This window comes from Variovorax sp. J31P207 (assembly GCF_030316965.1).
Classification (GTDB): Bacteria; Pseudomonadota; Gammaproteobacteria; order Burkholderiales; family Burkholderiaceae_C; genus Variovorax; species Variovorax ginsengisoli_B.
The window spans coordinates 921,647-947,062 of record NZ_JASZYN010000001.1 but is presented as its reverse complement, the minus strand read 5'-3'; the positions used below and the strand labels follow the sequence as shown (position 1 = coordinate 947,062).

Annotated in this window: 25 protein-coding genes; 7 read left to right on the top strand and 18 right to left on the bottom strand. The window is 68.2% G+C overall.

The genetic code is table 11. The features are described 5' to 3' along the window. Nucleotides 1-3: 3 nt before the first annotated feature. Together hpf and QTI68_RS04470 are read right to left on the bottom strand one after the other, a co-directional pair. The gene (gene hpf, locus QTI68_RS04475; RefSeq protein WP_093381418.1) at nucleotides 4-333 is read right to left on the bottom strand and encodes a ribosome hibernation-promoting factor, HPF/YfiA family; all 330 of its coding nucleotides are present in this window, start codon (nucleotides 331-333) and stop codon (nucleotides 4-6) included. A gap of 348 nt (nucleotides 334-681) precedes the next feature. Further along, nucleotides 682-2,802: an ATP-dependent helicase gene (locus tag QTI68_RS04470; protein WP_286519892.1), complete on the bottom strand. Its 2,121-nt coding sequence runs from the start codon at nucleotides 2,800-2,802 to the stop codon at nucleotides 682-684. A gap of 209 nt (nucleotides 2,803-3,011) precedes the next feature. Here QTI68_RS04470 and corA point away from each other — a divergent pair, with 209 nt between their 5' ends. Beyond that, nucleotides 3,012-3,998 (top strand): magnesium/cobalt transporter CorA, encoded by a 987-nt coding sequence (gene corA / locus QTI68_RS04465; protein WP_286519890.1) that lies wholly within the window; start codon nucleotides 3,012-3,014, stop codon nucleotides 3,996-3,998. On the opposite strand, the gene QTI68_RS04460 is transcribed toward corA, so the two are convergent. The 10 genes from QTI68_RS04460 to QTI68_RS04415 all read right to left on the bottom strand — a co-directional run bounded on the left by QTI68_RS04460 (nucleotide 3,991) and on the right by QTI68_RS04415 (nucleotide 15,152). Next, on the bottom strand, nucleotides 3,991-4,770 hold the full coding sequence (locus QTI68_RS04460; protein ID WP_286519888.1) for a 5'-methylthioadenosine/adenosylhomocysteine nucleosidase: 780 nt from the start codon (nucleotides 4,768-4,770) through the stop codon (nucleotides 3,991-3,993). The two genes, corA and QTI68_RS04460, sit on opposite strands and share 8 nt — an antisense overlap. Beyond that, entirely contained in the window at nucleotides 4,767-6,392 is a 1,626-nt protein-coding gene (locus tag QTI68_RS04455; RefSeq protein ID WP_286519887.1) for an ABC transporter substrate-binding protein, read from the bottom strand. The genes QTI68_RS04460 and QTI68_RS04455 overlap by 4 nt, the downstream gene beginning before the upstream one ends. A 14-nt stretch (nucleotides 6,393-6,406) precedes the next feature. Then, nucleotides 6,407-7,408 carry a peptide ABC transporter ATP-binding protein gene (locus QTI68_RS04450; protein ID WP_286519886.1) on the bottom strand — a complete coding sequence of 334 codons (1,002 nt, stop codon included), beginning with the start codon at nucleotides 7,406-7,408 and terminating at the stop codon, nucleotides 6,407-6,409. Beyond that, on the bottom strand, nucleotides 7,405-8,424 hold the full coding sequence (locus QTI68_RS04445) for an ABC transporter ATP-binding protein (protein WP_286519885.1): 1,020 nt from the start codon (nucleotides 8,422-8,424) through the stop codon (nucleotides 7,405-7,407). The genes QTI68_RS04450 and QTI68_RS04445 overlap by 4 nt, the downstream gene beginning before the upstream one ends. 1 nt (nucleotide 8,425) lies before the next feature. Next, nucleotides 8,426-9,322: an ABC transporter permease subunit gene (locus tag QTI68_RS04440; protein WP_286519884.1), complete on the bottom strand. Its 897-nt coding sequence runs from the start codon at nucleotides 9,320-9,322 to the stop codon at nucleotides 8,426-8,428. Next, nucleotides 9,319-10,323, bottom strand: coding sequence for an ABC transporter permease subunit (locus QTI68_RS04435; protein WP_286519883.1), 1,005 nt, complete (start codon nucleotides 10,321-10,323; stop codon nucleotides 9,319-9,321). The genes QTI68_RS04440 and QTI68_RS04435 overlap by 4 nt, the downstream gene beginning before the upstream one ends. A gap of 53 nt (nucleotides 10,324-10,376) precedes the next feature. Then, complete coding sequence (locus QTI68_RS04430; protein WP_286519881.1) at nucleotides 10,377-12,056, bottom strand: long-chain-fatty-acid--CoA ligase; 1,680 nt, start codon at nucleotides 12,054-12,056, stop codon at nucleotides 10,377-10,379. Between the two features lie 117 nt (nucleotides 12,057-12,173). Beyond that, nucleotides 12,174-13,661 (bottom strand): NAD(P)(+) transhydrogenase (Re/Si-specific) subunit beta, encoded by a 1,488-nt coding sequence (locus QTI68_RS04425; RefSeq protein ID WP_286519880.1) that lies wholly within the window; start codon nucleotides 13,659-13,661, stop codon nucleotides 12,174-12,176. Continuing rightward, nucleotides 13,658-13,993, bottom strand: a complete 336-nt coding sequence (locus tag QTI68_RS04420; protein WP_286519879.1) for an NAD(P) transhydrogenase subunit alpha part 2 — start codon at nucleotides 13,991-13,993, stop codon at nucleotides 13,658-13,660. The genes QTI68_RS04425 and QTI68_RS04420 overlap by 4 nt, the downstream gene beginning before the upstream one ends. A gap of 28 nt (nucleotides 13,994-14,021) precedes the next feature. Then, on the bottom strand, nucleotides 14,022-15,152 hold the full coding sequence (locus QTI68_RS04415) for a Re/Si-specific NAD(P)(+) transhydrogenase subunit alpha (protein WP_286519878.1): 1,131 nt from the start codon (nucleotides 15,150-15,152) through the stop codon (nucleotides 14,022-14,024). A 230-nt stretch (nucleotides 15,153-15,382) separates the two neighbouring features. Between QTI68_RS04415 and QTI68_RS04410 the strand changes: the two genes are divergently transcribed. Genes QTI68_RS04410 through QTI68_RS04400 form a run of 3 tightly spaced genes read left to right on the top strand, consistent with a single transcriptional unit; the run spans nucleotide 15,383 to nucleotide 17,598 of the window. Continuing rightward, a complete protein-coding gene (locus tag QTI68_RS04410; protein ID WP_286519877.1) occupies nucleotides 15,383-16,102 on the top strand; it encodes a response regulator transcription factor in 720 nt (239 codons plus the stop codon). Beyond that, entirely contained in the window at nucleotides 16,103-17,131 is a 1,029-nt protein-coding gene (locus QTI68_RS04405) for a sensor histidine kinase (protein ID WP_286519876.1), read from the top strand. A gap of 2 nt (nucleotides 17,132-17,133) precedes the next feature. After that, a complete protein-coding gene (locus tag QTI68_RS04400) occupies nucleotides 17,134-17,598 on the top strand; it encodes an NUDIX hydrolase (protein WP_286519875.1) in 465 nt (154 codons plus the stop codon). Here QTI68_RS04400 and mnmA read toward each other — a convergent pair. Both mnmA and QTI68_RS04390 read right to left on the bottom strand, forming a co-directional pair. Further along, nucleotides 17,595-18,698, bottom strand: coding sequence for a tRNA 2-thiouridine(34) synthase MnmA (gene mnmA / locus QTI68_RS04395; RefSeq protein ID WP_286519874.1), 1,104 nt, complete (start codon nucleotides 18,696-18,698; stop codon nucleotides 17,595-17,597). The two genes, QTI68_RS04400 and mnmA, sit on opposite strands and share 4 nt — an antisense overlap. Before the next feature lie 51 nt (nucleotides 18,699-18,749). Beyond that, nucleotides 18,750-19,745 (bottom strand): LLM class flavin-dependent oxidoreductase, encoded by a 996-nt coding sequence (locus QTI68_RS04390; RefSeq protein WP_286519873.1) that lies wholly within the window; start codon nucleotides 19,743-19,745, stop codon nucleotides 18,750-18,752. 76 nt (nucleotides 19,746-19,821) lie between these two features. Between QTI68_RS04390 and QTI68_RS04385 the strand changes: the two genes are divergently transcribed. Further along, complete coding sequence (locus tag QTI68_RS04385; protein ID WP_286519872.1) at nucleotides 19,822-21,390, top strand: phospholipase D-like domain-containing protein; 1,569 nt, start codon at nucleotides 19,822-19,824, stop codon at nucleotides 21,388-21,390. An 18-nt stretch (nucleotides 21,391-21,408) separates the two neighbouring features. On the opposite strand, the gene QTI68_RS04380 is transcribed toward QTI68_RS04385, so the two are convergent. Genes QTI68_RS04380 through QTI68_RS04365 form a run of 4 tightly spaced genes read right to left on the bottom strand, consistent with a single transcriptional unit; the run spans nucleotide 21,409 to nucleotide 23,955 of the window. Continuing rightward, on the bottom strand, nucleotides 21,409-21,786 hold the full coding sequence (locus tag QTI68_RS04380; protein ID WP_286509795.1) for an SHOCT domain-containing protein: 378 nt from the start codon (nucleotides 21,784-21,786) through the stop codon (nucleotides 21,409-21,411). A 48-nt stretch (nucleotides 21,787-21,834) separates the two neighbouring features. Then, on the bottom strand, nucleotides 21,835-22,059 hold the full coding sequence (locus QTI68_RS04375; protein ID WP_286519871.1) for a LapA family protein: 225 nt from the start codon (nucleotides 22,057-22,059) through the stop codon (nucleotides 21,835-21,837). A 38-nt stretch (nucleotides 22,060-22,097) separates the two neighbouring features. Beyond that, a complete protein-coding gene (locus tag QTI68_RS04370; RefSeq protein ID WP_286519870.1) occupies nucleotides 22,098-22,511 on the bottom strand; it encodes an SH3 domain-containing protein in 414 nt (137 codons plus the stop codon). A gap of 13 nt (nucleotides 22,512-22,524) precedes the next feature. Beyond that, on the bottom strand, nucleotides 22,525-23,955 hold the full coding sequence (locus QTI68_RS04365) for a basic amino acid/polyamine antiporter (protein ID WP_286519869.1): 1,431 nt from the start codon (nucleotides 23,953-23,955) through the stop codon (nucleotides 22,525-22,527). A 227-nt stretch (nucleotides 23,956-24,182) separates the two neighbouring features. On the opposite strand from QTI68_RS04365, the gene QTI68_RS04360 reads away from it, so the two are divergent. Together QTI68_RS04360 and QTI68_RS04355 are read left to right on the top strand one after the other, a co-directional pair. Next, nucleotides 24,183-24,914, top strand: a complete 732-nt coding sequence (locus QTI68_RS04360) for a carbonic anhydrase family protein (RefSeq protein ID WP_286519868.1) — start codon at nucleotides 24,183-24,185, stop codon at nucleotides 24,912-24,914. Between the two features lie 49 nt (nucleotides 24,915-24,963). Beyond that, entirely contained in the window at nucleotides 24,964-25,407 is a 444-nt protein-coding gene (locus QTI68_RS04355; RefSeq protein ID WP_286519867.1) for an outer membrane lipoprotein, read from the top strand. Nucleotides 25,408-25,416 lie beyond the last annotated feature (9 nt).

The following is a 25,416-nucleotide window of genomic DNA, read 5'->3' as shown; positions in this document are numbered from 1 at the left end:
GAACTACATCACGCGCTTGGGGGCGGCGTGGTGGTGATCCTGCAGGCGGTCCTTGTGGCGCACGACCTGGCGGTCGAGCTTGTCGACCAGTTCGTCGACGGCGGCATAGAGATCAGCGTGGCTCGACTCCGCGAACATGTCGTTGCCCTTGACGTGGATATTGCATTCGGCCCTTTGCCGGCGTTCCTTTTCCTTCTGCTTTTCCACCGTGAGGATCACCTTCACATCGACCACCTGGTCGAAATGCCGTGTGATCCGGTCCAGCTTGCTCGTAACGTAGTTGCGCAAAGCAGGTGTGACGTCGAGGTGATGACCGCTGATCGTCAAATTCATGAATGACCTCCTGGAATTGACGGTTGGGGAAATAGCCGCGCCCCTGGGAGTAGAGGCGTGGCCGGGGAAACGAGAGGGGGAATGAGGGGAAGGAGAGAGAGAGGGGAAAGAGGGGGAGGGAGAGAGAGGCTTCGGGTCACTATGCCCATGCTGTCATCGAATTGCAATCCCTTCGTGCCAGGGGTCTGCGCCAGATCAAATGCAGTTTGTCACACGCTATCGATTTGATAGCCAACAAGCGCCGGGCGGCGCGGCCGACCGGCGCCACTGGAAACAAACCCAGGCTCCGGCGAGGGGGCTTTCGACCCCGCAGTCCGAAGGGACAGGAAGCCGCCGGCGGCCGCGCGTTCAGCGCCAGGCGGCGCGCATCCGGCTCAGCAGGTCGATCGTGGCGGCCGGCGGCGGCACGTGCGGCGCGCGCTCGGGCGGCGGCGGCCAGGTCTGCTGCTCGAAGCGCTGGGCATCGGCGGCCGGAATGAAGCGGGTGCGGCCCGCGTACAGGTGGCGGTCGCCGCGCGCCGCCTGCTGCGTCACGTAGAAGCGCTGCGGCACCAGCAGGTGCAGGTGGTCGCGGGCACGGGTCATGGCGACGTACAGCAGCCGGCGCTCTTCTTCGAGCTCGCGGGCGCCTTGCGCCACGTCGGCCGGGATGCAGCCGTCGACCACGTTGAGCACGTGGACCGATTTCCACTCCTGGCCCTTGGCGGAGTGGATGGTCGACAGGATCAGGTAGTCCTCGTCGAGCAGCGGCGGGCCGGGGCGGTCGCTGGTGGCCTCGGGCGGGTCGAGCGTGAGCTCGGTCAGGAAGCGCTCGCGCGAGCCGTAGCCGGCGGCCAGCCGGGCCAGCTGCTCGACGTCGCCGCGCCGCACGGCGGCATCGTCGTGCAGCCGCTCCAGGTGCGGGAGGTACCAGTCGAGCGCCAGTTCCATGTCGGCCGGCCAGGGCAGTCCCGGGGCGCGCAGCGCGGCGTAGGTGGCTGCGAAGCGGGCCCATTCGACCTGCGCCGCGGCCGGCGGCACGAAGTCCTGCACCGCGGCGCCCGGATCGCCCGCCTGGTCCATGGCGTCGAGCAGCCGCGCCGAGCTGACCGGGCCGATGCCCGGGATCATCTGGGTGACCCGGAAGCCGGCCATCCGGCCGCGCGGATTCTGGGCAAAACGCAGCACCGCGAGCAGGTCCTTGACGTGGGCCGCCTCCAGGAACTTGAGCCCCCCGTATTTCACGTAGGGGATGTTGCGCCGCGCCAGTTCCAGTTCGAGCGCGGCGCTGTGGCTGGAGGTGCGGAACAGCACCGCCTGCGACTTCAGCGCCAGGCCGCCCTCGCGATGGGCCAGCACCCGGTCGGCGACCCAGCAGGCCTGCTGCGCTTCGTCGGGCACCAGCACCAGCTGCGGCTTTCCGGCCGAGGGCTTGTCGGTCCACAGGGTCTTGGCGTGCCGTTCGGCGGCGCCGGCGATGAGCGCATTGGAGACGTCGAGGATCGGCTGGGTCGACCGGTAGTTGCGCTCCAGCGTGACGATCCGCGCCGGCTGGCCGAATTGATTCGGGAAGTCGAGGATGTTGCGGACCGTGGCGCCACGGAACGAGTAAATCGATTGGGCGTCGTCCCCGACCACGGTCAGGCCGCGGCCATCGGGCTTCATGGCGCGCAGGATGGCGGCCTGCAGCAGGTTGGTGTCCTGGTATTCGTCGACCAGCACGTGGTCGAAACGGCCCCCCACCTGCTCGGCCAGCGCGGGCTCGGCAACCATCGCCGACCAGTAGAGGAGCAGGTCGTCGTAGTCGAGCACCTGCTGCTGCTGCTTGGCCTCGACGTAGGCGCCGAACAGCCGCTTGAGCTCGGCCTCCCATTCGGCGCACCAGGGGAAGGCCTCTTTCAGCACCTCGGCCAGCGGCGCGCAGGTGTTGACGGTGCGCGAATAGATCGACAGGCAGGTGCCCTTCTGCGGAAAGCGCCGCGTGCTGGACGACAGGCCGAGGTTGTGGCGCACCAGCCCCATGAGGTCCTCGGCGTCGCCGCGGTCATGGATGGTGAAGTTCTCGCCCAGGCCGATCTGCGCCGCGTACGCGCGCAGCAGCCGGGCGCCGATGCCGTGGAAGGTGCCGGCCCAGGGCAGTGCCGGCGGCGTCTGCGAGGCCAGGCCCAGCACGCGCTGCAGCACCTGGCCGGCGCGGCGCTCCATCTCCTGCGCCGCGCGGCGTGAAAAGGTCAGCAGCAGCAGGCGCTGCGGGTCGGCGCCGCCGGCGATCAGGTGGGCCACGCGGTGCGCCAGCGTGCTGGTCTTGCCCGAGCCGGCGCCGGCGATGACCAGCAGCGGACGCGGGTCCTGCTGCGCCGGGCCCAGGGCGGCATCGACGCCGTGCAGGACCGCGGCGCGCTGGGCCTCGTTGAGGGTCGCGAGCGCTTCAGCCAGCCGCTCGGCCTGGCTTCCGGCCGCGGTGGGAAGAGGGGTGGCAAGGCGCTGCATCGACGCAACTGTACTGTATGTCCGTCCAGTCGGACACCGGCGGCACCGGGGACCGGATGACATAATCGCGCCTCGCTGCAACCGGAGACTCACGCATGGAAATCGATCCGTCTCGGCAGCTTTCACTTCCCCTCTGACGCGCCGTTGGCGAGGGAGTTGAAAGCGCCCCGCCCCTCGCCCCAACGCCAGACATTTCAAGGGAGTGAGCCATGCTCAACATCTTCACGCTTGCCAACGGCCGCCTCGTCCAGGAAGAGATCGAGGCCCTTGAAGAGCTTTCCAAGTTCCAGCCGATCTGGGTCGACCTCGAATCGCCGACGGTCGAGGAGAAGCGCTGGATCAAGCAGTACTACGGCCTGTCGATCCCCGAAGACGCGATGGACGAGGACATCGAGGAGTCGGCCCGCTTCTACGAGGAAGACAACGGCGAGCTCCACATCCGCAGCGACTTCCTGATCGCCGACGACGAGAACCCGCGCTCGGTGCGCGTCGCCTTCATCCTGAACCAGCACAACACCGAGCTGCGCAGCCGCGGCGTGCTGTTCTCGATCCACGACGAGGACGTGCCGGTGTTCCGGCTGCTGCGCATGCGCGCGCGGCGTGCCCCGGGGCTGATCGAAGACGCCAAGGAAGTGCTGCTGAAGCTGTTCGACGCCGACGCCGAGTATTCGGCCGACACGCTGGAGAACATCTACGACGAACTCGAGATCGCCGGCCGCAAGGTGCTCTCGGGCAACGTCAGCGACGAGTTGGCCGGCGAGGTGCTGGGCCTGATCGCGCGCCAGGAAGACTTGAACGGGCGCATCCGCCGCAACGTGATGGACACCCGCCGCGCCGTGAGCTTCATGATGCGCAGCCGAATGCTCAACGCCGAGCAGTTCGAGGAGGCGCGGCAGATCCTGCGCGACATCGAGTCGCTGGACAACCACACGGCCTTCCTGTTCGACAAGATCAACTTCCTGATGGATGCGACCGTCGGTTTCATCAACATCAACCAGAACAAGACCATCAAGATCTTCTCGGTGGCGAGCGTCGCGCTGCTGCCGCCGACCCTGATCGCCAGCGTCTACGGCATGAACTTCAAGTTCATGCCCGAGGTCGACTGGAGCTACGGCTACGCGTATGCGATCGTATTGATGATCATCAGCGCCCTCGGGCCGATGTGGTACTTCCGTCGCCGCGGCTGGCTCAAGTAGCCTCGTCTTGCTCGTCGGGCGGCGGCAGGGTCGCCAGCCACCCATCGATCAGCGCCAGGCTGTAACGGCTCGCGACCACCGAGACGAAGCGCGTGAAGTCGCCATGCGCCGCGTCGTCGGCGCGGTCGGAGATGGTGCGCACCGCGGCGAAGGGCACGCCGAAGTCGTGGCACACCTGGGCCACCGCGGCGCCTTCCATCTCGACCGCCAGCGCGTCCGGCAGGTCGTTGCGCAGCGCGCTGCTTTCGGCGGCGGACGAGACGAAGCGGTCGCCGCTCACCAGCAGGCCGCGGTGCACCGCGGGCGCGGCCAGCCCGAAATCCTCGACCACCTGCTGGCCCAGCAGGCCCACCGTGTCGGCCAGCACGCCGGCGGCCACCGCGGCCAGCGCGTCGCTGATCGCGGTGTCGGCCGCGAAGCGCGCATGGCCGGTGAGCGGCACCTCGTACTTCGGGAAGATCGGCGAGGCGTCGAGGTCGTGCTGCAGCAGTCGGGTGGCGACCACCACGTCGCCGACCTGGACGCCCGGCGCCAGCCCGCCGGCGACGCCAGTGAAGACGATCGCCTGCGCCTGGAAGCGCTCGAGCAGCACGGTGGCCGTGAGCGCCGCCGCGACCTTGCCGATGCGCGACAACACCGCCACCACCGGCTGCCCCTGCAGATGGCCGACCCAGAAGTCGCGCCCCGCCACGCGCACGCGCTGCTCGTCCGGCATCTGCGCCAGCAGCGCAGCCAGTTCCTCGTGCATCGCGGCGACGATGGCGATCGTCATTGCTTGATGTCGACCCCGTAGAAGGTGTGGCGCCCGAAGGGGCTCAGCTTGAAGTCCACGACCTCCTTGCGCACCGGCTTCAACTGCACCGCGTGCGCGATCGTGAACCAGGGCGCTTGCTCCTTGAAGACCACCTGGGCCTTCTTGTAGAGGGCCTCCCGGTCGGCCTGTTTGGGCACGTTCTTGGCCTTCACGACCAGTTCCTCGTAGGGCTGGTAGCAGAACTTGGCGACGTTGCTGCCGCTGGCCGATTGCGCCGAGGCGCAGCCCAGCAGCGAGTACATGAAGTTGTCCGGATCGCCGTTGTCGCCGGTCCAGCCCAGCATGCCCATCTGGTGCTCGCCGGCCTGCATCCGCTTGCGGTATTCGCCCCATTCGAAGGTCTTGATCTCGGCCTTGACGCCGACCTTGGCCAGGTCGGCCTGCATCAGCTCGGCGATCCGCTTGGCGTTCGGGTTGTAGGGCCGCTGCACCGGCATCGCCCACAGGTCGGTCGTGAAGCCGTCCGGGTAGCCGGCCTGCGCCAGCAGCTTCTTGGCCGCTTCGGGATCGTAGGGGTCGTCCTTGATGGCGTCGTTGTAGGACCACATGGTCGGCGGGATCGGGTTCTTGGCGGCGACGCCGGTGGTCAGGTAGACGCCATCGATGATGGCCTTCTTGTTGATCGCCATGTTGATGGCCTTGCGCACCCGCACGTCGTCGAAGGGCTTCTTCTGCGTGTTGTAGGCCAGGTAGCCGACATTGAGGCCGGCCTGCTCGAGCACCTGCACGTTCGGGTCCTTGCGGATGGTGTCGAGGTCGGCCGGGTTCGGGTAGGGCATGACGTGGCACTCACCCTTCTGCAACTTGGCCCAGCGCACCGAGGCATCGGGCGTGATGGCGAAGATCAGGTCGTCGATCTTGGCCTTGCCGCCCCAGTACTGCGGGAAGGCCTTGAAGCGCACGATTGCGTCCTTCTGGTACTGGACGAGGTAGAACGGGCCGGTGCCGATCGGGTCCTGGTCGATCTTCTCGGGCGTGCCGGCCTTGAGCATCGCGATCGCGTATTCCTTCGACTGGATGCCGGCATAGGGCATCGCGAGGTTGGCGAGGAAGGGCGCCTCGGGCTTGTTGAGCACGAACTTGACCGTGTGGTCGTCGATGCGGTCGATGGACTTCAAGAGCTTCGGCATGCCCATGTCGTTGAAGTACGAGTGGTTCGGGCTCGTGACCTTGAAGTAGGGATCGTTCTCCTTCCACTGCCGCTCCATCATGAAGACCACGTCGTCGGCGTTGAAGTCCCGCGTCGGCTTGAAGCTCTTGGCCGTGTTGTGCCACTTGACACCCTGGCGCAGCTTGAAGGTGTACTCGGTGCCGTCGGGCGAGATGGTCCAGCTCTCGGCCAGGCCGGGCACGACCTTGGTGGTGCCGCGCTCGAACTCGACCAGGTTGTTGTAGACCTGCGTGGTGGCGTCGAAGGAGGTGCCGGTGGTGTTCACGGCGGGATAGAAGTTCTCGGGACTGCCCTCCGAGCAATAGACCAGGGTCTTGGCCGATGCGGCGCCGCAGGCCAGCGCGATCGCGGCCGGTGCCAGCAGCGCGGCCGCGCGGAGGCGGCGCGAGAGAGGGGACGTGGTGGGCATGTCGTTCGACTCCTTCAAGGTTGAGGCCGCGCGAACGCGGACGGGGAAACATCGGCGGGCAGGAATTTCTCGGCGTGATGGCAGGCCACCATGCGCCCGTCGAGCAGGCGCGGCAGCGGACGCTCGCTGCGACAGCGCTCGGTGGCATGCGCGCAGCGGGTGTTGAAGACGCAGCCCGGCGGCGGTGCGAGCGGCGAGGGCAGCTCGCCCTTGAGCACGATGCGTTCGGCGGCAAGACCGGGCGTCGATGCCAGCAGCGCCTGGGTATAGGGGTGCAGCGGCCGCGCGAAGATGCGCGCCTTGGGGCCCTGCTCGACCGCATGGCCCAGGTACATCACGAGCACATCGTGCGCGATATGACGCACCACGCCGAGGTCGTGCGAAATGAAGAGATAGGACAGGCCGAGCTCGGCCTGCAGGTCGGCCAGCAGGTTCAGCACCTGGGCCTGGATCGAGACGTCGAGCGCCGACACCGGCTCGTCGGCCACCAGCAGGCGCGGGTCGAGCATCAGGGCCCGCGCGATCGCGATGCGCTGGCGCTGGCCGCCCGAGAACATGTGCGGATAGCGGTTGGCGTACTCGGGCCGCAGGCCGACCCGGGCCAGCATGTCGCGCGCCTTGGCGGCCCGCTCGGTCTTGCCGAGCGTGGTGTTGATCGCCAGCGGGTCCTCGAGCACGGAGGAGATCTTCTTGCGCGGGTTGAGCGAGCCGTAGGGGTTCTGGAACACCAGCTGCACCGCCTGGCGGAGTTCGCGCCGGCGCTCGTGCGGCGGATCGACCGCGTCGTGGCCGACCAGCCGGAGCGAGCCCGCGGTCGGTTTCTCGATCAGCGCCACCATGCGCGCCAAGGTGGACTTGCCGCAGCCGGATTCGCCGACGACCGCCAGCGTGCGCCCCTTCTCGACCTTGAACGAGATGTTGCCGACCGCCTGCAGCTGCGCCGGTGCGCGGAACAGCCCGCGGCGCACCGCGTAGACACGCTGCAGGTCCTGGGCCTCGACCACCCATTCGGTCATCGCACGAACTCCACCACCTGCGCACCATCGCGCGCCAGCGCCGCGTCGCGCTGCGGATCGCCGAGCGCGTAGTGGCAGCGCACCTGGCCGCCCATCCAGTCGCGCAGCTCGGGCCGCACGGCGCGCGAATGCGCTGTCGCGTAGCTGCAGCGCGGCGCGAACAGGCAGCCCGTGGGGCGATCGTGCAGGCCCGGCACCACGCCCGAGATGGTGGCCAGCCGGCCCTCGCCGGCCGCGCGCTCGGGCAGCGCCGCCAGCAGCGCCGCCGTGTAGGGATGCTGGGGCGCCGCGAACAGCTCGGCCACGCCGCGTTCCTCCATCACTTGGCCCGCGTACATCACGGCCACGCGCTGCGCCATCTCGCTCACCACGCCCATGTTGTGGGTGATCAGCACCAGGCCCATGCCGCGCTCCTTCTGCAGGCTGCGCAGCAGGTCGAGGATCTGGGCCTGGATCGTGACGTCGAGCGCGGTGGTGGGCTCGTCGGCGATCAGCAGCTTGGGGTTGCAGGCGATCGCCATCGCGATCATCACGCGCTGGTTCATGCCGCCGGACAGCTGGTGCGGGTAGCTGCCCAGGCGCGAGGACGCCGCCGGGATGCCGACCTGCTCGAGCAGGCCGATGGCCCGCTTCTTCGCTTCGCGCTTGTCGAGCTGGAGATGCAGGCGCAGCGTTTCCATCAGCTGCCAGCCGATCGTGAAGCAGGGGTTCAGGCTGGTGGTCGGCTCCTGGAAGATCATCGCGACGTCCTTGCCGACCAGTCCGCGCCGTGCCTTGTCCGACAGGCCGAGCAGGTCGTGGCCGTCGAAGCGCAGGTGCTGCGCCCGCACGCGACCCGGCCAGCCGATCAGGCCCATCAGCGCCATCATCGTGACGCTCTTGCCCGAGCCGGATTCGCCGACGATGCCGAGCACCTCGCCCTGCTCCAGCCGCAGGCTCACGCCGTCGACCGCATGCAGCGTGCCGCCCTGGGTCGGGAACTCCACATGGAGGTCTCGGATGTCGAGAAGAGGCATTTCAGCGTTTGAGTTTCGGGTCGAGCGCGTCGCGCAGCCCGTCGCCCAGCAGGTTGAAGGCCAGCACCGCGGCGAGGATCGCCATGCCCGGGAAGGTCACGACCCACCAGGCGCGCAGCACGAACTCGCGCGCATCGGCGAGCATCGTGCCCCACTCGGGCGACGGAGGCTGCGCGCCGAGGCCGAGGAAACCCAGCGCCGCGGCGTCGAGGATGGCGGTCGAGACGCCCAGCGAGGCCTGGACGATCAGTGGTGCGGCGCAATTGGGCAGCACCTCGCGGAACATCAGCCGCAGCGTGCCGGCGCCGCTCACGCGGGCCGCCGTGACATAGTCGCGCGAGACCTCCGAGATCACGGCGGCCCGCGTGATGCGCACGTAGTGCGGCAGCACCACGACGGCCACCGCGAGCATCGCGTTGGTCAGGCCCGGGCCGAGGATGGCGACGATCACGATCGCCAGCAGCAGGCTCGGCAAGGTCAGCACGACGTCCATCAGCCGCATGATCGCGATCTCGAGCACGCCGCGGAAGAAGCCCGCGATCAGGCCCAGCGCGATGCCCGCCGCGGCCGAGATCGCCACCACGGCGATGCCGATCGACAGCGACAGCCGGGCGCCGAACATCAGCCGCGAGAGGATGTCGCGCCCGATCGCGTCGGTGCCCAGCAGGTGCGCGGCGGTACCGCCCTCCTGCCAGGCCGGTGGCCGCAGGAAGGCGCTGCTGTCGGTCTGGTTGGGCGCATGCGGCGCGATCCACGGCGCCAGCAGCGCCACCAGCAGCAGCAAGGCGATCACGGCCAGGCCGATCACCGCGCCGCGGTTGGCCGAGAACGCACCCCAGAACTCGCGCCACGGGCCGGGTGGCGCGGTGCTCTTGTCGACCACGAGGGTTGCGCTCATCGACGGATCCTCGGATTGATGAGCCCATAGGCGACATCGACCGCCACGTTGACCGTCATGACGATCACGCCGAGCAGCAGCATGCCGCCCTGCAGCACCGGGTAGTCGCGCCGGCCGATGGCCTCGATCAGCCACTTGCCGACGCCGGGCCAGGAGAAGATGGTCTCGGTCAGGATCGCGCCGGTGAACAGCACGCCGACCTGCAGGCCGATCACGGTGACCACCGGGATCATCGCGTTGCGCAGCGCATGCAGGCCGATCACGCGCAGCGGCGCCAGGCCCTTGGCCCGGGCGGTGCGGATGTAGTCCTCGCCCAGCACTTCGAGCATGGCCGATCGTGTCATGCGCGCGATCACGGCCAGGGTGTTGGTGCCGAGCACGATGGCCGGCAGGATCAGGTGCTGCAGCGCCGAGACGAAGGCGCCCTTTTCATCGGACAGCAGCGTGTCGATCAGCAGGAAACCGGTGACCGGCTCGATGAAATACTGCACCGAGATCCGGCCCGAGACCGGCGTCCAGCCGAGTTGCACCGAGAAGAACAGGATCAGCAGCAGCCCCCACCAGAAGATCGGCATCGAATAGCCGGTGAGAGAGGTCGCCATCACGCCATGGTCGAACAGCGAATTGCGCTTGACCGCCGCCAGGATGCCGGCCGGAATGCCGAGCAGCAGCGCGAACGCGATGGCGCACAGCGCCAGCTCGACCGTGGCCGGGAAGAGCGCCAGGAACTCGCTCATCACCGGCTCCTGCGTGATCACCGACTTGCCGAGGTCGCCATGCAGCACGCGGCCGATGTAGATGCCGTACTGGGTGAACAGCGGCTTGTCGAGCCCGTAGTCCTTGAGCAGCGCCGCGTGGCGCACCGGATCGATGCCGCGCTCGCCGGCCAGCGTCTCGATCGGGTCGCCCGGCACCAGACGGATCAGGAAGAAGGCGAGCAAGGTCATGCCGATGAAGGTCGGCACGAGCAGGCTGGCGCGGGTCAGGATGAATCTGAACATTCATTCCCAATATGCAAGAGCGATGCCGGCTATGGTCCCCGGCCGAACCCTTACTACTTTTGAGCGTCGCGCAGTTCGCGCCGCAGGATCTTGCCGACCGGCGTCTTGGGCAGGTCGGTGCGGAACTCGATCACCCGCGGCTGCTTGTAACCGGTCAGGTTGGCGCGGCAGTGGGCCCGAACCTCGGCTTCGGTGAGGTCGGGGTTCTTCTTGACGATCACCAGCTTGACGCCCTCACCGGTCTTCTCGTCCGGAATGCCCACGGCGGCGCATTCGAGCACGCCCGGCATCAGCGCGACCACGTCCTCGATCTCGTTCGGATACACGTTGAAGCCCGAGACCACGATCATGTCCTTCTTGCGGTCCACGATCTTGAAGTAGCCGCGCTCGTCCGCGATCGCGATGTCGCCGGTCTTGAAGTAGCCGTCGGGGGTCATGACCTTGGCGGTCTCGTCGGGCCGCTGCCAGTAGCCGGCCATGACCTGTGGCCCCCGGACCGCGAGTTCGCCCGTGCTGCCCAGCGGGACCTCTCGGCCGTCGTCGTCGAGCAGCTTGACCTCGGTGCTCGGCAAGGGCACGCCGATGGTGCCGGTGTAGGCGATGCTGGTGGTCGGGTTGCAGGTCACCGAGGGCGAGGTCTCCGACAGGCCGTAGCCCTCGCAGATCGGGCAGCCGGTCTTCTCGAGCCAGAGCTTGGCCACCGCGGCCTGCACCGCCATGCCGCCGCCGACCGAGACCTTGAGGTTCTTCCAGTTGACGGTGTTGAAGTCCGGGTGGTTCGCGAGGCCGTTGAACAGCGTGTTGACCGCCGGGAAGCTGTGGAAGGTGTGCTTCGACAGTTCCTTCAGCACCGCCGGGATGTCGCGCGGATTCGGGATCAGGATCAGCTTGCCGCCGGTGCGCATGCTGAGCATCATGTTCACCGTGAAAGCGAAGATGTGATAGAGCGGCAGCGCGCAGATGCTGGTCGGCTGCTCGCCGGCCGGCACCTTCTGCATCACCGGGTCGTTCCAGGCCTCGGACTGCAGCACGTTGGCGATCACGTTCCGGTTGAGCAGCACCGCGCCCTTCGACACGCCGGTGGTGCCGCCCGTGTATTGCAGCACCGCGACGTCGTCCGGGCCCAGCGCCGGCGCCTTCAAGGTGCGCGTGGCACCCTTCTCGAGCGCGTCGTTGAAGCGCACCGCGCCCGGCAGGCTGAACGCCGGCACCATCTTCTTGACGCTGCGCACCACGTAGTTGACCAGCGCGCCTTTCAGCATGCCGAGCCGGTCGCCCATCGAGGCCAGCACCACGTGCTTGACCTGCGTGGCACCGATGCACTGCTGCAGCGTGGTGCCGAAGTTCTCCATCAGCACGATCGCGGTCGCGCCCGAGTCCTTCAGCTGGTGCTCGAGCTCGCGCGGCGTGTAGAGCGGATTGACGTTGACCACGATCAGGCCGGCACGCAGCGCGCCCGCCACCGAGATCGGGTACTGCGGGCAGTTCGGCATCATGATCGCCACCCGGTCGCCCTTGACCAGGCCCAGGCCCTGCAGGTAGCAGGCGAAGGCGCGGCTCTGGTGGTCGACGTCGGCGTAGCTGACGTCTTTGCCCATGAAGCTGTAGGCCGTGCGGTCGGCGTATTGGGTGAAGCTCTCTTCCATCAGCGCCACCAGCGAGGCGTAGCGCGAGGCGTCGATGTCGGCGGGCACGCCTTGCGGATAGCTGCCGAGCCAGGGTCGATCAATCACTGTCAGTCTCCAGAACGAAATCTTGTGGGGAAATCTGCCGCCATCGTAACTTGAGCTTCGGATGCGGCACGGGCCGCGACATTGCGCGGCCCGTGGTCTTCGCGGCGCGGCCGGGTGCTACTCGATCGCCTTGGCCATGTCCTCGACCACCTTCTTGGCGTCGCCGAAGACCATCATGGTCTTGTCCATGTAGAAGAGTTCGTTGTCCAGGCCGGCGTAGCCCGCAGCCATGCTTCGCTTGTTCACGATCACGGTCTTGGCCTTGTACGCCTCCAGGATCGGCATGCCGTAGATCGACGTGCCCTTCTGCAGCGCCGCCGGGTTCACCACGTCGTTGGCGCCCAGGATGATCGCCACGTCGGCCTGGCCGAACTCGCCGTTGATGTCCTCCATCTCGAACACCTGGTCGTAGGGCACCTCGGCCTCGGCCAAGAGCACGTTCATGTGGCCCGGCATGCGCCCCGCCACCGGGTGGATCGCGTACTTGACGGTCACGCCGTGCTCGGTGAGCTTGGCCGCGAGTTCCTTGACGGCATGCTGGGCACGGGCGACCGCCAGTCCGTAGCCCGGCACGATGATCACGGTCTCGGCGTTGGACAGCACGAAGGCCGCGTCGTCGGCGCTGCCGCTCTTGACCGGGCGCTGCTCCTTGGCCGCGCCGCCGGCCGTGGCCGCCTCGCCGCCGAAGCCGCCCAGGATCACGTTGAAGAACGAGCGGTTCATCGCCTTGCACATGATGTAGCTCAGGATCGCACCCGAGGAGCCCACCAGCGAACCGGCCACGATCAGCATCGCGTTGTTCAGGCTGAAGCCGATGCCCGCGGCCGCCCAGCCCGAGTAGCTGTTGAGCATCGACACCACCACCGGCATGTCGGCGCCGCCGATCGGGATGATGATCAGCACGCCCATCACGAAGGCCAGCAGCAGCATCGCGAGGAAGGCCGCCCAGCTCTCGGTCGCCATGTAGACCAGGCCCAGCGCGATGGTCAGCAGGCCCAGCACCAGGTTGAGCATGTGCTGGCCCTTGAACTGCACCGGCGCGCCCTGGAACAGGCGGAACTTGTACTTGCCCGAGAGCTTGCCGAAGGCGATCACCGAGCCGCTGAAGGTGATCGCGCCGATGGCCGCGCCCAGGAACAGTTCGAGCCGGTTGCCGGCCGGAATGGCATAGCGCAGGAAGCCGTCGATGATCGCCGCGCCTTCGGGGGTCTGCACGCCGACTGCGGCCGCCACTGGCGGCGGCGTGATGCCGAAGGCCCAGGGCTCGACCACCGCGGCCACCGCGATGAACACCGCCGCCAGGCCGATCATGCTGTGGAAGAAGGCCACCAGCTCGGGCATCTGCGTCATCTCGACGGTCTTGGCGCGGTAGGCGCCGTAGCCGCCGCCGACCACCAGCCCGAGCAGCACCCAGGCCATGCCCATGGCCTTGCCGCCCGAGAGCTGCACGATCAGCGCCGCGGTGGTCAGGATGGCAATCGCCATGCCGACCATGCCGAAGATGTTGCCGCGGATCGAGGTGGTGGGGTGGCTCAGGCCCTTCAGGGCCTGGATGAAGCAGACGCTGGCGATGAGATACAGCAGCGTGACGACGTTCATGCTCATGCTGCGTTCCCCTTGCCGCTCGCTTCAGCCGCAGGCGCCTTCTTGTCCTTCTTCTTGAACATCTCCAGCATGCGCCGGGTCACGAGGAAGCCGCCGAAGACGTTGACCGCGGCCAGCGCCACGGCCAGCACGCCCATGGTCTTGCCGAGACCCGTCTCGGTCAGCGCGGCCGCCAGCATGGCGCCCACGATCACGATCGCCGAGATCGCGTTGGTGACCGCCATCAGCGGCGTGTGCAGGGCCGGCGTGACGGTCCACACCACGTGGTAGCCGACGTAGATCGCCAGCACGAAGATGATCAGGTTGATGACGGTATGGGATACGGGATCCATGGCGATGCTCCTCCGGGGGTTTCTTGTCTTACTTCCTGGTGACCTGGCCGTCTTGCGCCATGCGGCAGGCCGCCACGATGTCGTCCTCGAGGTCGATCTTGAGCGTGCCTTCCTTGGCCACGATCAGCTTCAGGAAGTCGAGCACGTTGCGCGCATAGAGCGCCGACGCATCGGCCGCCACCAGCGCCGCCAGGTTGGTCTCGCCGACGATCGTCACGCCGTGCTTGACCACCGTCTTGTCGGCCTCCGACAGCGGGCAGTTGCCGCCCACGCCGTCCGGGCCCTTGCCGGCGGCGATGTCGACGATCACCGAGCCCGGCTTCATGGCCTTGACCATGTCCTCGGTGATCAGGGTCGGCGCCGCGCGGCCCGGGATCAGCGCGGTGCTGATCACGACGTCGGCCAGCGCGACGCGCTTGGCGACTTCGACCTGCTGGCGGGCGAGCCAGCTCGGGGGCATCGGCTTGGCGTAGCCGCCGACGCCGACCGCGGCCTCTTTCTCTTCGTCGGTGTCGTAGGAGACCTCGATGAACTTGCCGCCCAGCGACTCGATCTGCTCCTTGACGCTCGGGCGCACGTCCGAGGCCTCGATCACCGCGCCCAGGCGCTTGGCCGTGGCGATGGCCTGCAGGCCGGCCACGCCGACGCCCAGGATCACGACCCGGGCCGCCTTCACGGTGCCCGCGGCGGTCATCAGCATCGGGAAGAAGCGCTGGTACTTGTCGGCGGCGATCATCACGGCCTTGTAGCCGGCGATGTTGGCCTGCGACGACAGCACGTCCATGCTCTGGGCACGGGTGGTGCGCGGGGCGGCCTCGAGCGCGAAGGCCGTGAGGCCCGCGGTCGCCAGGCGCTGCAGGCCGGCGGCATCGAAGGGGTTGAGCATGCCGATGAGCACCGTGGCGGGTTTCATCAGCGCGCATTCGCGGTCGTCGGGGCTGCGCACCTTGAGCACGATGTCGGCGCCAAAGGCGCCCGCGGCATCGGTGATCTCGGCGCCGGCGGCCTGGTAGGCCGCATCGGTGACGCTGGCGGCCACGCCGGCGCCCGACTGCACACGAACGACATGGCCTTGGGCCACCAGCTTCTTCGCGGTCTCCGGGGTCACGGCGACACGGGTTTCGCCTGGCACGGTTTCGACCGGCACGCCTATCAGCATGGACTTCTCCTCAGGGCAGCATTGGAATTCGGGCCGAGCTTACCCGAAGACGCCAGCCGGAAGTTGTCCCCCAGGTGCCGACGCCAGCGGCGCCTCGGAGCGCCCGGACTGTCCATTCCGCTATCAAATCGATAGCACTCCGGAACCTTCTTCGCTGGGTACACTGTCCGGCGCGACGATCGGAACGAAGAACGCCGGCTTCGCATGACAACAAGATTCAGGGGGATCAAATGCGTATCGCTGCGCTTGACGACGAGGGGATTCAGCTCGAACTGATTCGCCATGCCGTGGAGGTCATCGGCCACGAGTGCCACGGCTATGGCGACGGCAAGTCGCTGCTGCGCGACCTGCACCGCGAAACTTACGATCTGCTGATCCTCGATTGGGGACTGCCCGACATCGAGGGCCCGCGGGTGGTCAAACGGATCCGCGACGATCTCAGGAGCGCCATGCCGATCCTGTTCGTCACCAACCGGCGCGAGGAAGAGGACCTGGTCGAAGGGCTGGCGGCCGGCGCCGACGATTTCATGACCAAGCCCATCCGGGTGGCCGAATTGCAGGCCCGCGTGCGCGCCCTGCTGCGCCGCACCTACCCGGCCCAGCAAGAGAGCCTGCTCGTGTTTCGCGACTATCGCTTCGATGCGGCGACGCGCACCCTTCGGATCGCCGGCAGACTGGTCGAACTCAGCCGCCGCGAGCACGCGCTGGCGCTGTTCCTGTTCCGCAACCTGGGCCGCCTGCTGTCGCGTGACCACCTGCGCGAGGCGGTCTGGGGCCTCGACACCGAGACACCGTCGCGATCGCTGGACACCCACATTTCGCGACTGCGGCAGAAACTCGACCTGCAGCCTTCCAACGGCTTCCTGCTGTCCGCCGTCTATGGCATGGGCTACAGGCTGGAGCCTCTCGAGTCGGAGCAGATCGAGGCGCTCAATGGCCGGGGCACCTGAATGAAGCGGCACGCCCGCACGCCGCCGCCGCCCGACTGGCGCCGGTTGCGCGACAGCCTGGACCACTGGCCGGATGCGGCGCTGCTGCTCGACCCCGAAGGCCGCGTGGCGGTCGCCAACCTGGCGGCACAGGGCCAGTGGCAAGGCGGCGGGGCGCCGCTGCAGGGCCAGCCTGCAGACAGCCTGCTCGGCGGCCTTCGCCGCCGTGGCGACGGTGCGCCGCTGCTGCCCCGGGCCGCGCTGCGCGGCGGCCCGCGAGCGACCTGCGGCGAGGGCGAGGATGCGCAGGGCCGCGGCTGGTTGCTGCGCTGCCTGCCGCTCGTCGACGAGGGCCAAGGCTTGCACGGCTGGCTGGTCGTGCTGGTCGATGTCACGCTGCTGTGGCTGGCCGAGGCGCAACGCGACCAGGCCTTGCGATTCCTCTCCCACGACGCCCGCCAATCCGCGACGACGATCCTCGCCATGCTCGACCTGGCGCGCCAGCGGCCGGAAGCGGCACAGGCGGACGGCCGGCTGCTGCAGGGCATCGAGCGCGAGGCGCAGGCCGGCCTCGACCGCTCCGACCGCTTCGTGCGGCTGGCGAGGACGCAGGCACGGCCGCTGCAGACCGAGTTGCTGGACCTCGCCGCGCTGCTGCGGATGGTGGTCGACGCGGCCTGGTCCACGGCGGGCCGGCAACGGGTCCGGATCCTGCTGCGGCCCCTGCCCGACGAAGCGCCTTGCGTCGCCGATCGCGGCATGCTCACGCGCGCACTGGGCGCGATGCTCGACCATGCGCTCGGTCGCTCGCCACCCGGCTCGGTCCTGTCGTGCGCTGTCACGGCGGACGGCGGGCAGTGGCGCGTCGCCCTGCGGGAGCCTGCCGCGGGCCCACCGGTGCAACAGGCGCTGCAGCTGGCCCGCACCGTGGCACGGCGCCATGGTGGTAGCCTGGACATCGAACACGCAGCCGATGCCGGCTGCACCGTCACGCTGGTGCTGCCCAGGCCGACCGCGGCCGAACTTGCGGCGCCTTTCACGGAGTCATGAGCATGGCGAAGCGCTGGAAACCCAACGTCACGGTGGCCGCAGTGATCGAGCAGCAGGGCCGCTACCTGCTGGTCGAGGAAGACACGGCCGACGGCCTGCGGCTGAACAACCCGGCCGGGCATCTCGACCGCGGCGAATCGCCCGTCCAGGGCTGCGTGCGCGAAACGCTGGAAGAAACCGCCCACCACTTCAGCCCCACCGCCCTGGTCGGCATCTACCTGGCCCGCACCCGGCAGCCCGAGGACATCACTTACCTGCGCTTCGCCTTCACGGGCACGCTCGGCGCCTTCGAGCCGGCGCGGCCGCTCGACCACGGCATCGTCCGCACGCTGTGGATGACGATCGATGAAATCCGCGCCAGCGTGGCGCGGCATCGCAGCCCGCTGCTGCTGCAGGGCGTCGAAGACCACGCGGCCGGCAAGCGCTACCCGCTGGAGCTGGTGCGGATCGATCCGTCGGTGATCTAGTTGGCGATCACGCCGCCGCCGAGGCAGACTTCGCCGTCGTACAGCACGGCCGACTGGCCGGGCGTCACTGCCCACTGGGGCTCGTCGAATTCGAGGCGGAAGGCGCCATCGCGCCCCGCACCCAGCCGGCAGGACGCGTCGGCCTGCCGATAGCGCGACTTGGCGGCCAGCACGCCGGGCACCGGCACCCGGCCCGAGACCCAGCTCGCATCGTCGGCCTCGAGCGCCGACGACAGCAGCCACGGATGGTCGTGACCCTGCACCACCCACAGCGTGTTGTCGGCGACATCCTTGCGCGCCACGAACCATGGCGCGTGGTCGCCGGCGCCGCGCCGGGCGCCCTTGGCCTTGATGCCGCCGATGCCCAGCCCCTGGCGCTGGCCCAGCGTGTAGAAGCTCAGGCCCTGGTGCTCGCCGATCTGGCGGCCGCGCTCGTCGCGCACCGGGCCCGGCTCCTTCGAGATGTAGCGGTTGAGGAACTCGCGGAAAGGGCGCTCGCCGATGAAGCAGATGCCGGTGGAGTCCTTCTTCTTCGCGTTCGGCAGGCCGATCTCGTCGGCGATGCGCCGCACCTCGGTCTTGTGCAACTCGCCAACCGGGAACAGCGTCTTCGACAACTGCTGCTGGTTCAGGCGATGCAGGAAGTAACTCTGGTCCTTGGCCGGATCGAGTCCCTTGAGCAGTTCGTGCAGGCCACTGGCCGCGTTGCGGCGAACGCGCGCGTAGTGACCCGTGGCGATCTTCTCGGCGCCGAGCCGCATCGCGTGGTCGAGGAAGGCCTTGAACTTGATCTCGGCGTTGCACAGCACGTCGGGATTCGGCGTGCGGCCAGCCTGGTACTCGCGCAGGAATTCGGCGAACACGCGGTCCTTGTAGTCGGCGGCGAAATTGACGTGCTCGATCTCGATGCCCAGCACGTCGGCCACGCTGGCGGCGTCGATGAAGTCGATGTTCGACGAGCAGTATTCGCTGTCGTCGTCGTCTTCCCAGTTCTTCATGAAGATGCCGACCACCTCGTGGCCCTGCTGCTTCAGCAGGTGCGCCGTGACCGCGGAGTCGACTCCGCCGCTCAGGCCCACCACGATGCGCTGCTTTTCCATAGGGCTGGCATTGTCCCAGCACCGGCCAAGCCGGTGCCGGCGGCGGGTCAATCAGCGCGCGGGCGCCTGGTCGCGGAGTTCGGCCAGGATCTCGTAGGAGCGCAGCCGCGCCTCGTGGTCGAAGACCTGCGAGGTGATCATCAGCTCGTCCGCACCGGTGCGCTCGACGAAGGCCTGGATGCCGGCGCGCACGGTGTCGCGCGACCCCACCGCCGAACACGACAGCACCGAATCGAGCAAGGCGTTCTCGGCCGGGCCGACCTTCTGACGATAGTTGGCAACCGGGGGCGGTAGGCGGCCCGGCCGGCCGCTGCGCAGGTTGACGAAGGCCTGCTGCCAGGAGGTGGCGCGGAACGCGGCTTCCTCGTCGGTCTCGGCCGCGAACACGTTGAAGCCCAGCATCACGTAAGGCTTGGCCAGTTGCGCCGAGGGCTTGAAGGTCTCGCGGTAGATGCGGATCGCCTGCATCAGCTGCTGCGGCGCGAAGTGCGAGGCAAAGGCATAGGGCAGGCCGAGATGGGCCGCGAGCTGGGCACCGAAAGTGCTCGATCCGAGGATCCACACCGGCACCTCGAGCCCCCGGCCGGGCACCGCGAGAACCGGCTGGCGCGGCTCCTTCGACATGAAGTCCATCAGCTCGACGACGTCCTGCGGGAACTGGTCCGAATCGGATTGAAGGTCGCGCCGCAGCGCCTGCGCGGTGCGCTGGTCGGAGCCGGGCGCGCGGCCGAGGCCGAGATCGATGCGTCCCGGGTACAGCGATTCCAGCGTGCCGAACTGTTCGGCGATCACCAGCGGCGAGTGGTTCGGCAGCATCACGCCGCCGGCGCCGATCCGGATCGTCGAGGTGCCGGCGCCGATGTGGGCCAGCAGCACCGCCGTGGCTGCGCTTGCGATGCCCGGCATGCCGTGGTGTTCGGCCAGCCAGTAGCGGCGGTAGCCCAGCTTCTCGCCATGCCGCGCCAGCGACAGCGAATTGCGAAAGGACTGCGCGGGATCGCTGCCTTCGGTGACGGGGGAGAGATCGAGAATTGAAAACGGAATCATGCCGCTATCTTGGCGCGGATCGGCCGGTTTCAAGCGCCGAAGGGCTATTGGCCCGGCACCGGGTAGGCTTGCGGCCATGAATTGGCGACGCTTCGGTTTCTGCATGCTGGGTTTTGCGCTGGCCCTGGCCCTGGGCGCTTGCGGCTCGCTGCCGGCAGGCGTCGAGCGGCCGGTGTCGACCAGTCTTCCCGCCGCGCCCGATGCGAGCCCGCTGGCGCGGCTGGCCGAGTCCGCGCTGCCGGCCGGCGCCCAGTCGGGCTTCCGGCTGCTGCCGCTGGGCGCCTACGGCCTCGATGCCCGGCTGGCGCTGATCGGCCGCGCCACGCGCACCCTGGACCTGCAGGTCTACATCATGGACAACGATGAGTCCGGGCGCGCCGTGTTCGCCGCGCTGCGCGACGCCGCCCAGCGCGGGGTGCGCGTGCGGCTGCTGCTCGACGACCTCAACAGCGCGGGCGCCGAGCCGCTGCTGGAGGCGCTGGTCGACCTGCCGAACTTCGAGATCCGCTTGTTCAATCCATTCTGCTGCGCCCGCCAGAGTCTGGCCGGGCGCATCGCGACCTCGCTCGGCGACCTGCCCCGGCTCGACCACCGGATGCACAACAAGCTGATGATCGCCGACGGCGCGCTGGCGATCGTCGGCGGCCGCAACATCGCCGACGCCTACTTCGGCCGCGATCCGGTGGCGAACTTCATCGACCTCGACGCCATCGCCGCGGGCCGCGTGGTGCCCCAGCTCGGCGTGCTCTTCGACCGCTACTGGAACAGCAAGGAGTCCTTTCCGGCCAAGTCCCTGGTGCGACCGCTCGGCCCCGAGTCCGCGCGCATGGCCGCGCTCGCGCGCCTCTTGCCGGACAGCGCGGCACCGATCGATCCCGGGCTGCCCGCACGCGACCTGCTGGGACGCGAGCCGGTCGGCAAGGAGCTGGCGGCGAATCGGCTGAGCCTGGTCCCCGGCCTCGCCTACGGCGTCGCCGACCAGCCGTCCAAGCGGCTGCAGATCGGCGACGAGCTCGAGGACGGCAGCCTGATGACCGGCGCGGTCAGCCAGATGCTCGGCACCCGCAACGAACTGGTGGTGAGCTCGCCCTACCTGGTGCCCGGCACGCGCGGCATGGCGGTGATGCACAGCCTGCAGCGCAAGGGCGTCGAGATGACGCTGGTGACCAACTCTCTGTCGGCCAACGACTCGGCCCTGGTCAACATCGGCTATGCGCGCTACCGGCGGCCGATCCTGCGCGCCGGCGTCAGGCTGTACGAGATCAGCGCCCAGCCTTCCGCAAATGCGAGCCAGCCCTTCTTCAGCGGCTCGTCGCGCGGTCGCCTGCACGCGAAGCTGATGGTGATCGACCAGGAAGTGGTGCTGCTCGGCTCGCTCAACCTCGACCCGCGCTCGGCGCGGCGCAATACCGAGCTCGGGGTCGCGATCGACAGCCCGGCACTGGCCAGGGAAGCGCTGCGCCTGATCGACGCGATGAAGAACGAGGCCTACTTCCTGCGGCTGGAGACGCAGGGCAGCGCGCTCGCGTGGGTGTCGCCGAACGAGGACGACGACCAGGGCGTCGACACCGAGCCTGGCGTGTCGCCATGGAACGCGCTGCAGCGGCTGCTGCTGCAGCCGCTGGTGCCCGAGGACCTGCTCTGACGCGCGTCGGCGCGCTGCTCAGGCCAGGGCCTTGGCCTTGAGCCTGGCGAATTCTTCCGGCGTGATGGTGCCGGCGTCCAGCAGCGCCTTGGCATCCGCGATGTGCTCGGCCGGCGACTTGCCGGCCACTTCGCGGATGTAGGCGTCGGTGTCGGACTTGGCGCGCTGCAGGCTGGCACGCTGCCGCTCCGCCATGCCCCGGCCGCGGATCACGATGTAGAGGATCGCGGTGAGGCCCGGGATCACGACCAGGCCGATGATCCACAGCACCTTCGACCCGCCGCCCAGTTCCGAGTCGCGGAACAGGTCGCCGATGATCTGGAACAGGATGAGCAGGTAGACGATCAGGACGAAGGTCGACAGCAGCAATTGAATCAGGTCCCAAAAATTGCTCATGGAGGTCTTTCTAGCTTGTTGAAAAATCGAGAAAAAAGAGGCGCGGCTTCAGGGCCGGCGCGTGGCGCCGTGCGCCAGCGAGCGCAGCAGGCTCAGCACGAAGCCGCCTGTGAACATGCCCAGCACGTAGATCAGCAGCACCAGCACCGAGATCGGCAGCGTGATGCTCATGGAGAACAGCGAGACGGTCGCCGACTCCAGGTTCTGGAACTTGAACAGCAGGACGATGCCGGCCAGGATCACGATCAGCACGATGTAGACGAAGCGGTGCATGAGGGGTCTCTCCTTGGTGAAATGCGAAGCGGCGTGGTTCATCGAGGCGGCCGCATCGGCGGCGGTGGCGGCGGCCGGAACCCGGGCGAGCTCCAGTTCGACCACTGGTTGCGATCGACGTCCCAGGGCCGCCCGCGATAGTGCCGGCCCCAGTAGGTCGGCACCGAGAAATTGACGATCGGCGCCCGCCGCACCGCATTCGAGAGATAGCGCGAATCGACCCAGCCGCGGTTGCGGCCGGCGGCGACATCGCACCAGCGCCAGCGCGTGGTGCAGCCGAAGACCCGCACCGGCGTGCGCGCCGGCAGCCAGCTCACGACCGGGAAAACACGGTCGGGACCGGCCCGCATGTTGACCGCTTGCAAGGTGGAGGCCGTTTGCGCCAGCGCCGCCAGCGGCAGCAGCAGCAACGACAGGGCGGCGAGCCATCGGGTCGAGACGGGGATCGGCATGGTCACCCTCACACTACACCGTGATCGAGCCGGACACCAGCGCCCACAGCGCCGCCAGCGCAGCGAGCACGAGCAGGCCGAAGACGACCGTCTCGGGCCCGGTGAAGATCCGCTCTTTCTGCTCGCGCCGGGCGAGGAAGTACAGGATGGTGCCCGGCGCGTAGAGGATCGCCGAGAGCAGCAGGAACTTCGGGCCGCCCGCATACAGCATGCCCGCGGCGTAGAGCGTCGCGATCGCGCCGCGCACCCAGTCGCCCGTGCGGCTGCGGCCGTCCTGCTCGTAGGTCTTGCCGGTCCATGCGAGCTTGAGCCCGTAGGCAGCGACCAGCAGATAGGGGATGAGCGTCATCGAGCTCGTCATCTTCAGCGCCATCGTGAAGGCGTACTCGGCGAACCAGGTCACGAGCAGGAAGAGCTGGATCACGATGTTGGTCAACCACAGCGCGGCGGACGGCACCTTGTTGGCATTCTCGCGGGCGAGAAAACTCGGCATGGTCTGGTTCTTGGCCGCCGAATGCAGCACCTCGGCCGCGAGCAGCGACCACGACAGGTAGTTGCCGAGGATCGAGATCAACAGCCCGACGCTGATGAAGACCAGGCCCCACGGGCCGACGATCGAGGCGAACACGCCAGCCATCGCGGGTGTCGGCAGCGCCTGCAGGTCGGGGCGCAGCAGCACGCCGTACGAGAACATCGTGACCAGGATCAGCAGGCACAGCACGCCCAGGAATCCGAGCACGGTGGCGGCGCCGACGTCCTCGCGCTTTTTGGCGTGGCGCGAATAGACGCTGGCGCCCTCGATGCCCACGAACACGAACACCGTCACCAGCATGGTGTTGCGGACCTGACCCGCGACGCTCGACAGGCTGCGCTCCTCGCCGCCCCAGAAGTTCCAGGCAAAGATGTCGGCCTTGAAGCCGGCGACGGCGACCACCAGGAAGACCGCGATCGGCACGATCTTGGCCACGGTCGCGATGGTGTTGAGCGCCGCCGCCTCCTTGACGCCGCGCAGCACCAGTACATGCACGCACCACAGGAGCACCGAGGCGGAGACGATCGCGACCGCGGTCGAGCCGTCGCCGAAGACCGGGAAGAACTGGCCCAGCGTGGCCTTGATCAGCACCAGGCAGGCGACGTCGGCCAGGCAGCAGCCGATCCAGTAGCCCACCGCGGACGCGAAACCCAGGTAGTTGCCGAAGCCGGCCTTGGCATAGGCATAGATGCCGGTGTCGAGGTCGGGCCGTCGCATCGACAGGGTCTGGAAGACCAGCGCGAGCATCAGCATGCCGGTACCGGCGATGGCCCATGCGATCAGTGCGCCGAGGCCGCCGGTCGACCGGCCGAAGGCCGAGGGCAGCGCGAAGATGCCCGAACCGATCATGGACCCGACAACGAGCGCGATCAGGGCGCCACGCGAAAGCTTCTGGTCTTGCGAAGTGCTCATGCAGGGTCAACAGGGCGGAACCGAAGTGCCCGTCCAACCTCCAGATTTGTTGTTCTCATGGTTCCCACGATGTGTCGTGCGCGTCGGCCGAGTCCATGGAACACATCCGGCGGCGAGCATCGATGGCTCGCGAACCTTTGTCAAGCGCGTCTTCTAGCGCCGCGCGCTGGCTGGATTTTCGGCATCGATCGCCGCATCATGGGCTCGACAACCACGGAGGTACGTCCATGACATCGATCCAGAATTGCTGCGGCCGGCGGAGCTGGCTGAAGGCCGGCGCCGGCACCGGGGCCGCCGTGCTGATGGCCGGCATCGGCCTGCGCACCGAGGACGCCCAGGCGGCCTCGCTGAGCCAGGCCCAGCGCGACGCGCTGACCCCCGACCAGATCATCGAGATGATGAAGCGGGGCAACCAGCGCTTCCGATCCGGCAAGACGACGCAGCACGACTACCTGGCGCAGAAGCGGTCCAGCGCATCGGGCCAGTTCCCGGCGGCGGTGATCCTCAGCTGCATCGACTCGCGCGCGCCGGCCGAGATCATCCTCGACATGGGGATCGGCGACACCTTCAACGCCCGCATCGCCGGCAACATCGCCAACAAGGACCTGATGGGCAGCCTGGAGTTCGCCTGCGCCGCCGCCGGTGCCAAGGTGGTGCTCGTGATGGGCCACACCGCCTGCGGCGCGATCAAGGGTGCCATCGACAACGTGCAGCTCGGCAACCTGACCGGCCTGCTCGACACCATCAAGCCGGCCGTGGCGGCGACGACCTACGCGGGCGAGCGAACCAGCAAGAACGCGGCCTTCGTCGACGCGGTGGCGCGAACCAACGTGCAGCAGACCATCGACACGCTGCGCAGCGGCAGCCCGACCCTCTCGGACCTCGAGAAGAAAGGGCAGATCAAGATCGTCGGGTCGATGTACGACCTGTCGAACGGTGCCTTGACTTTCCTGAGCTAAGGCGCGTTCCCCCGTCCACTTTTTTCAAACCGACTCCAAAGACTTTCACATGACGACGAACTTCTTCTCCCGCATCGCAGCGCTCGCCACGGCGCTGGTCCTGGCCGCCTGCGCAGCCCCCGGCCCCGATGCCAACTCGATGGTCATCCGCCAGGGCAAGATCGAGCAGATCACACCGACGACGATCCGCAGTGAAGCCCACACCGGCGTCGGCGCGGTGGTCGGCGGCCTCACCGGCGTGGGCCTGGGCAGCCTGATCGGCGGCGGCACCGGGCGCGACGTCGCGATGGTCGCGGGCGCCATCGGCGGCTCGATGGCCGGCGCCCAGATCGCCAACAACGCCGCCGGTTCGATGCCGGGCCAGGAAGTGTTCGTGCGCACCGACAGCGGCGTGCTGGTCGAGGTGACCCAGCCGGTGGTGCCGGGCCTGCGCGTGGGTCAGCGGGTGTTCATCCAGGGCCAGGGCCACATGGCACGGGTGGTGCCGCAGTAGTCGCGAGAC

Bases quoted from the DNA above. Each gene is read 5' to 3' on its own strand.
- hpf (WP_093381418.1), bottom strand. From the start codon at position 333: ATGAATTTGACGATCAGCGGTCATCACCTCGACGTCACACCTGCTTTG.
- QTI68_RS04470 (WP_286519892.1), bottom strand. From the start codon at position 2,802: ATGCAGCGCCTTGCCACCCCTCTTCCCACCGCGGCCGGAAGCCAGGCC.
- corA (WP_286519890.1), top strand. From the start codon at position 3,012: ATGCTCAACATCTTCACGCTTGCCAACGGCCGCCTCGTCCAGGAAGAG.
- QTI68_RS04460 (WP_286519888.1), bottom strand. From the start codon at position 4,770: ATGACGATCGCCATCGTCGCCGCGATGCACGAGGAACTGGCTGCGCTG.
- QTI68_RS04455 (WP_286519887.1), bottom strand. From the start codon at position 6,392: ATGCCCACCACGTCCCCTCTCTCGCGCCGCCTCCGCGCGGCCGCGCTG.
- QTI68_RS04450 (WP_286519886.1), bottom strand. From the start codon at position 7,408: ATGACCGAATGGGTGGTCGAGGCCCAGGACCTGCAGCGTGTCTACGCG.
- QTI68_RS04445 (WP_286519885.1), bottom strand. From the start codon at position 8,424: ATGCCTCTTCTCGACATCCGAGACCTCCATGTGGAGTTCCCGACCCAG.
- QTI68_RS04440 (WP_286519884.1), bottom strand. From the start codon at position 9,322: ATGAGCGCAACCCTCGTGGTCGACAAGAGCACCGCGCCACCCGGCCCG.
- QTI68_RS04435 (WP_286519883.1), bottom strand. From the start codon at position 10,323: ATGTTCAGATTCATCCTGACCCGCGCCAGCCTGCTCGTGCCGACCTTC.
- QTI68_RS04425 (WP_286519880.1), bottom strand. From the start codon at position 13,661: ATGAGCATGAACGTCGTCACGCTGCTGTATCTCATCGCCAGCGTCTGC.
- QTI68_RS04420 (WP_286519879.1), bottom strand. From the start codon at position 13,993: ATGGATCCCGTATCCCATACCGTCATCAACCTGATCATCTTCGTGCTG.
- QTI68_RS04415 (WP_286519878.1), bottom strand. From the start codon at position 15,152: ATGCTGATAGGCGTGCCGGTCGAAACCGTGCCAGGCGAAACCCGTGTC.
- QTI68_RS04410 (WP_286519877.1), top strand. From the start codon at position 15,383: ATGCGTATCGCTGCGCTTGACGACGAGGGGATTCAGCTCGAACTGATT.
- QTI68_RS04405 (WP_286519876.1), top strand. From the start codon at position 16,103: ATGAAGCGGCACGCCCGCACGCCGCCGCCGCCCGACTGGCGCCGGTTG.
- QTI68_RS04400 (WP_286519875.1), top strand. From the start codon at position 17,134: ATGGCGAAGCGCTGGAAACCCAACGTCACGGTGGCCGCAGTGATCGAG.
- mnmA (WP_286519874.1), bottom strand. From the start codon at position 18,698: ATGGAAAAGCAGCGCATCGTGGTGGGCCTGAGCGGCGGAGTCGACTCC.
- QTI68_RS04390 (WP_286519873.1), bottom strand. From the start codon at position 19,745: ATGATTCCGTTTTCAATTCTCGATCTCTCCCCCGTCACCGAAGGCAGC.
- QTI68_RS04385 (WP_286519872.1), top strand. From the start codon at position 19,822: ATGAATTGGCGACGCTTCGGTTTCTGCATGCTGGGTTTTGCGCTGGCC.
- QTI68_RS04380 (WP_286509795.1), bottom strand. From the start codon at position 21,786: ATGAGCAATTTTTGGGACCTGATTCAATTGCTGCTGTCGACCTTCGTC.
- QTI68_RS04375 (WP_286519871.1), bottom strand. From the start codon at position 22,059: ATGCACCGCTTCGTCTACATCGTGCTGATCGTGATCCTGGCCGGCATC.
- QTI68_RS04370 (WP_286519870.1), bottom strand. From the start codon at position 22,511: ATGCCGATCCCCGTCTCGACCCGATGGCTCGCCGCCCTGTCGTTGCTG.
- QTI68_RS04365 (WP_286519869.1), bottom strand. From the start codon at position 23,955: ATGAGCACTTCGCAAGACCAGAAGCTTTCGCGTGGCGCCCTGATCGCG.
- QTI68_RS04360 (WP_286519868.1), top strand. From the start codon at position 24,183: ATGACATCGATCCAGAATTGCTGCGGCCGGCGGAGCTGGCTGAAGGCC.
- QTI68_RS04355 (WP_286519867.1), top strand. From the start codon at position 24,964: ATGACGACGAACTTCTTCTCCCGCATCGCAGCGCTCGCCACGGCGCTG.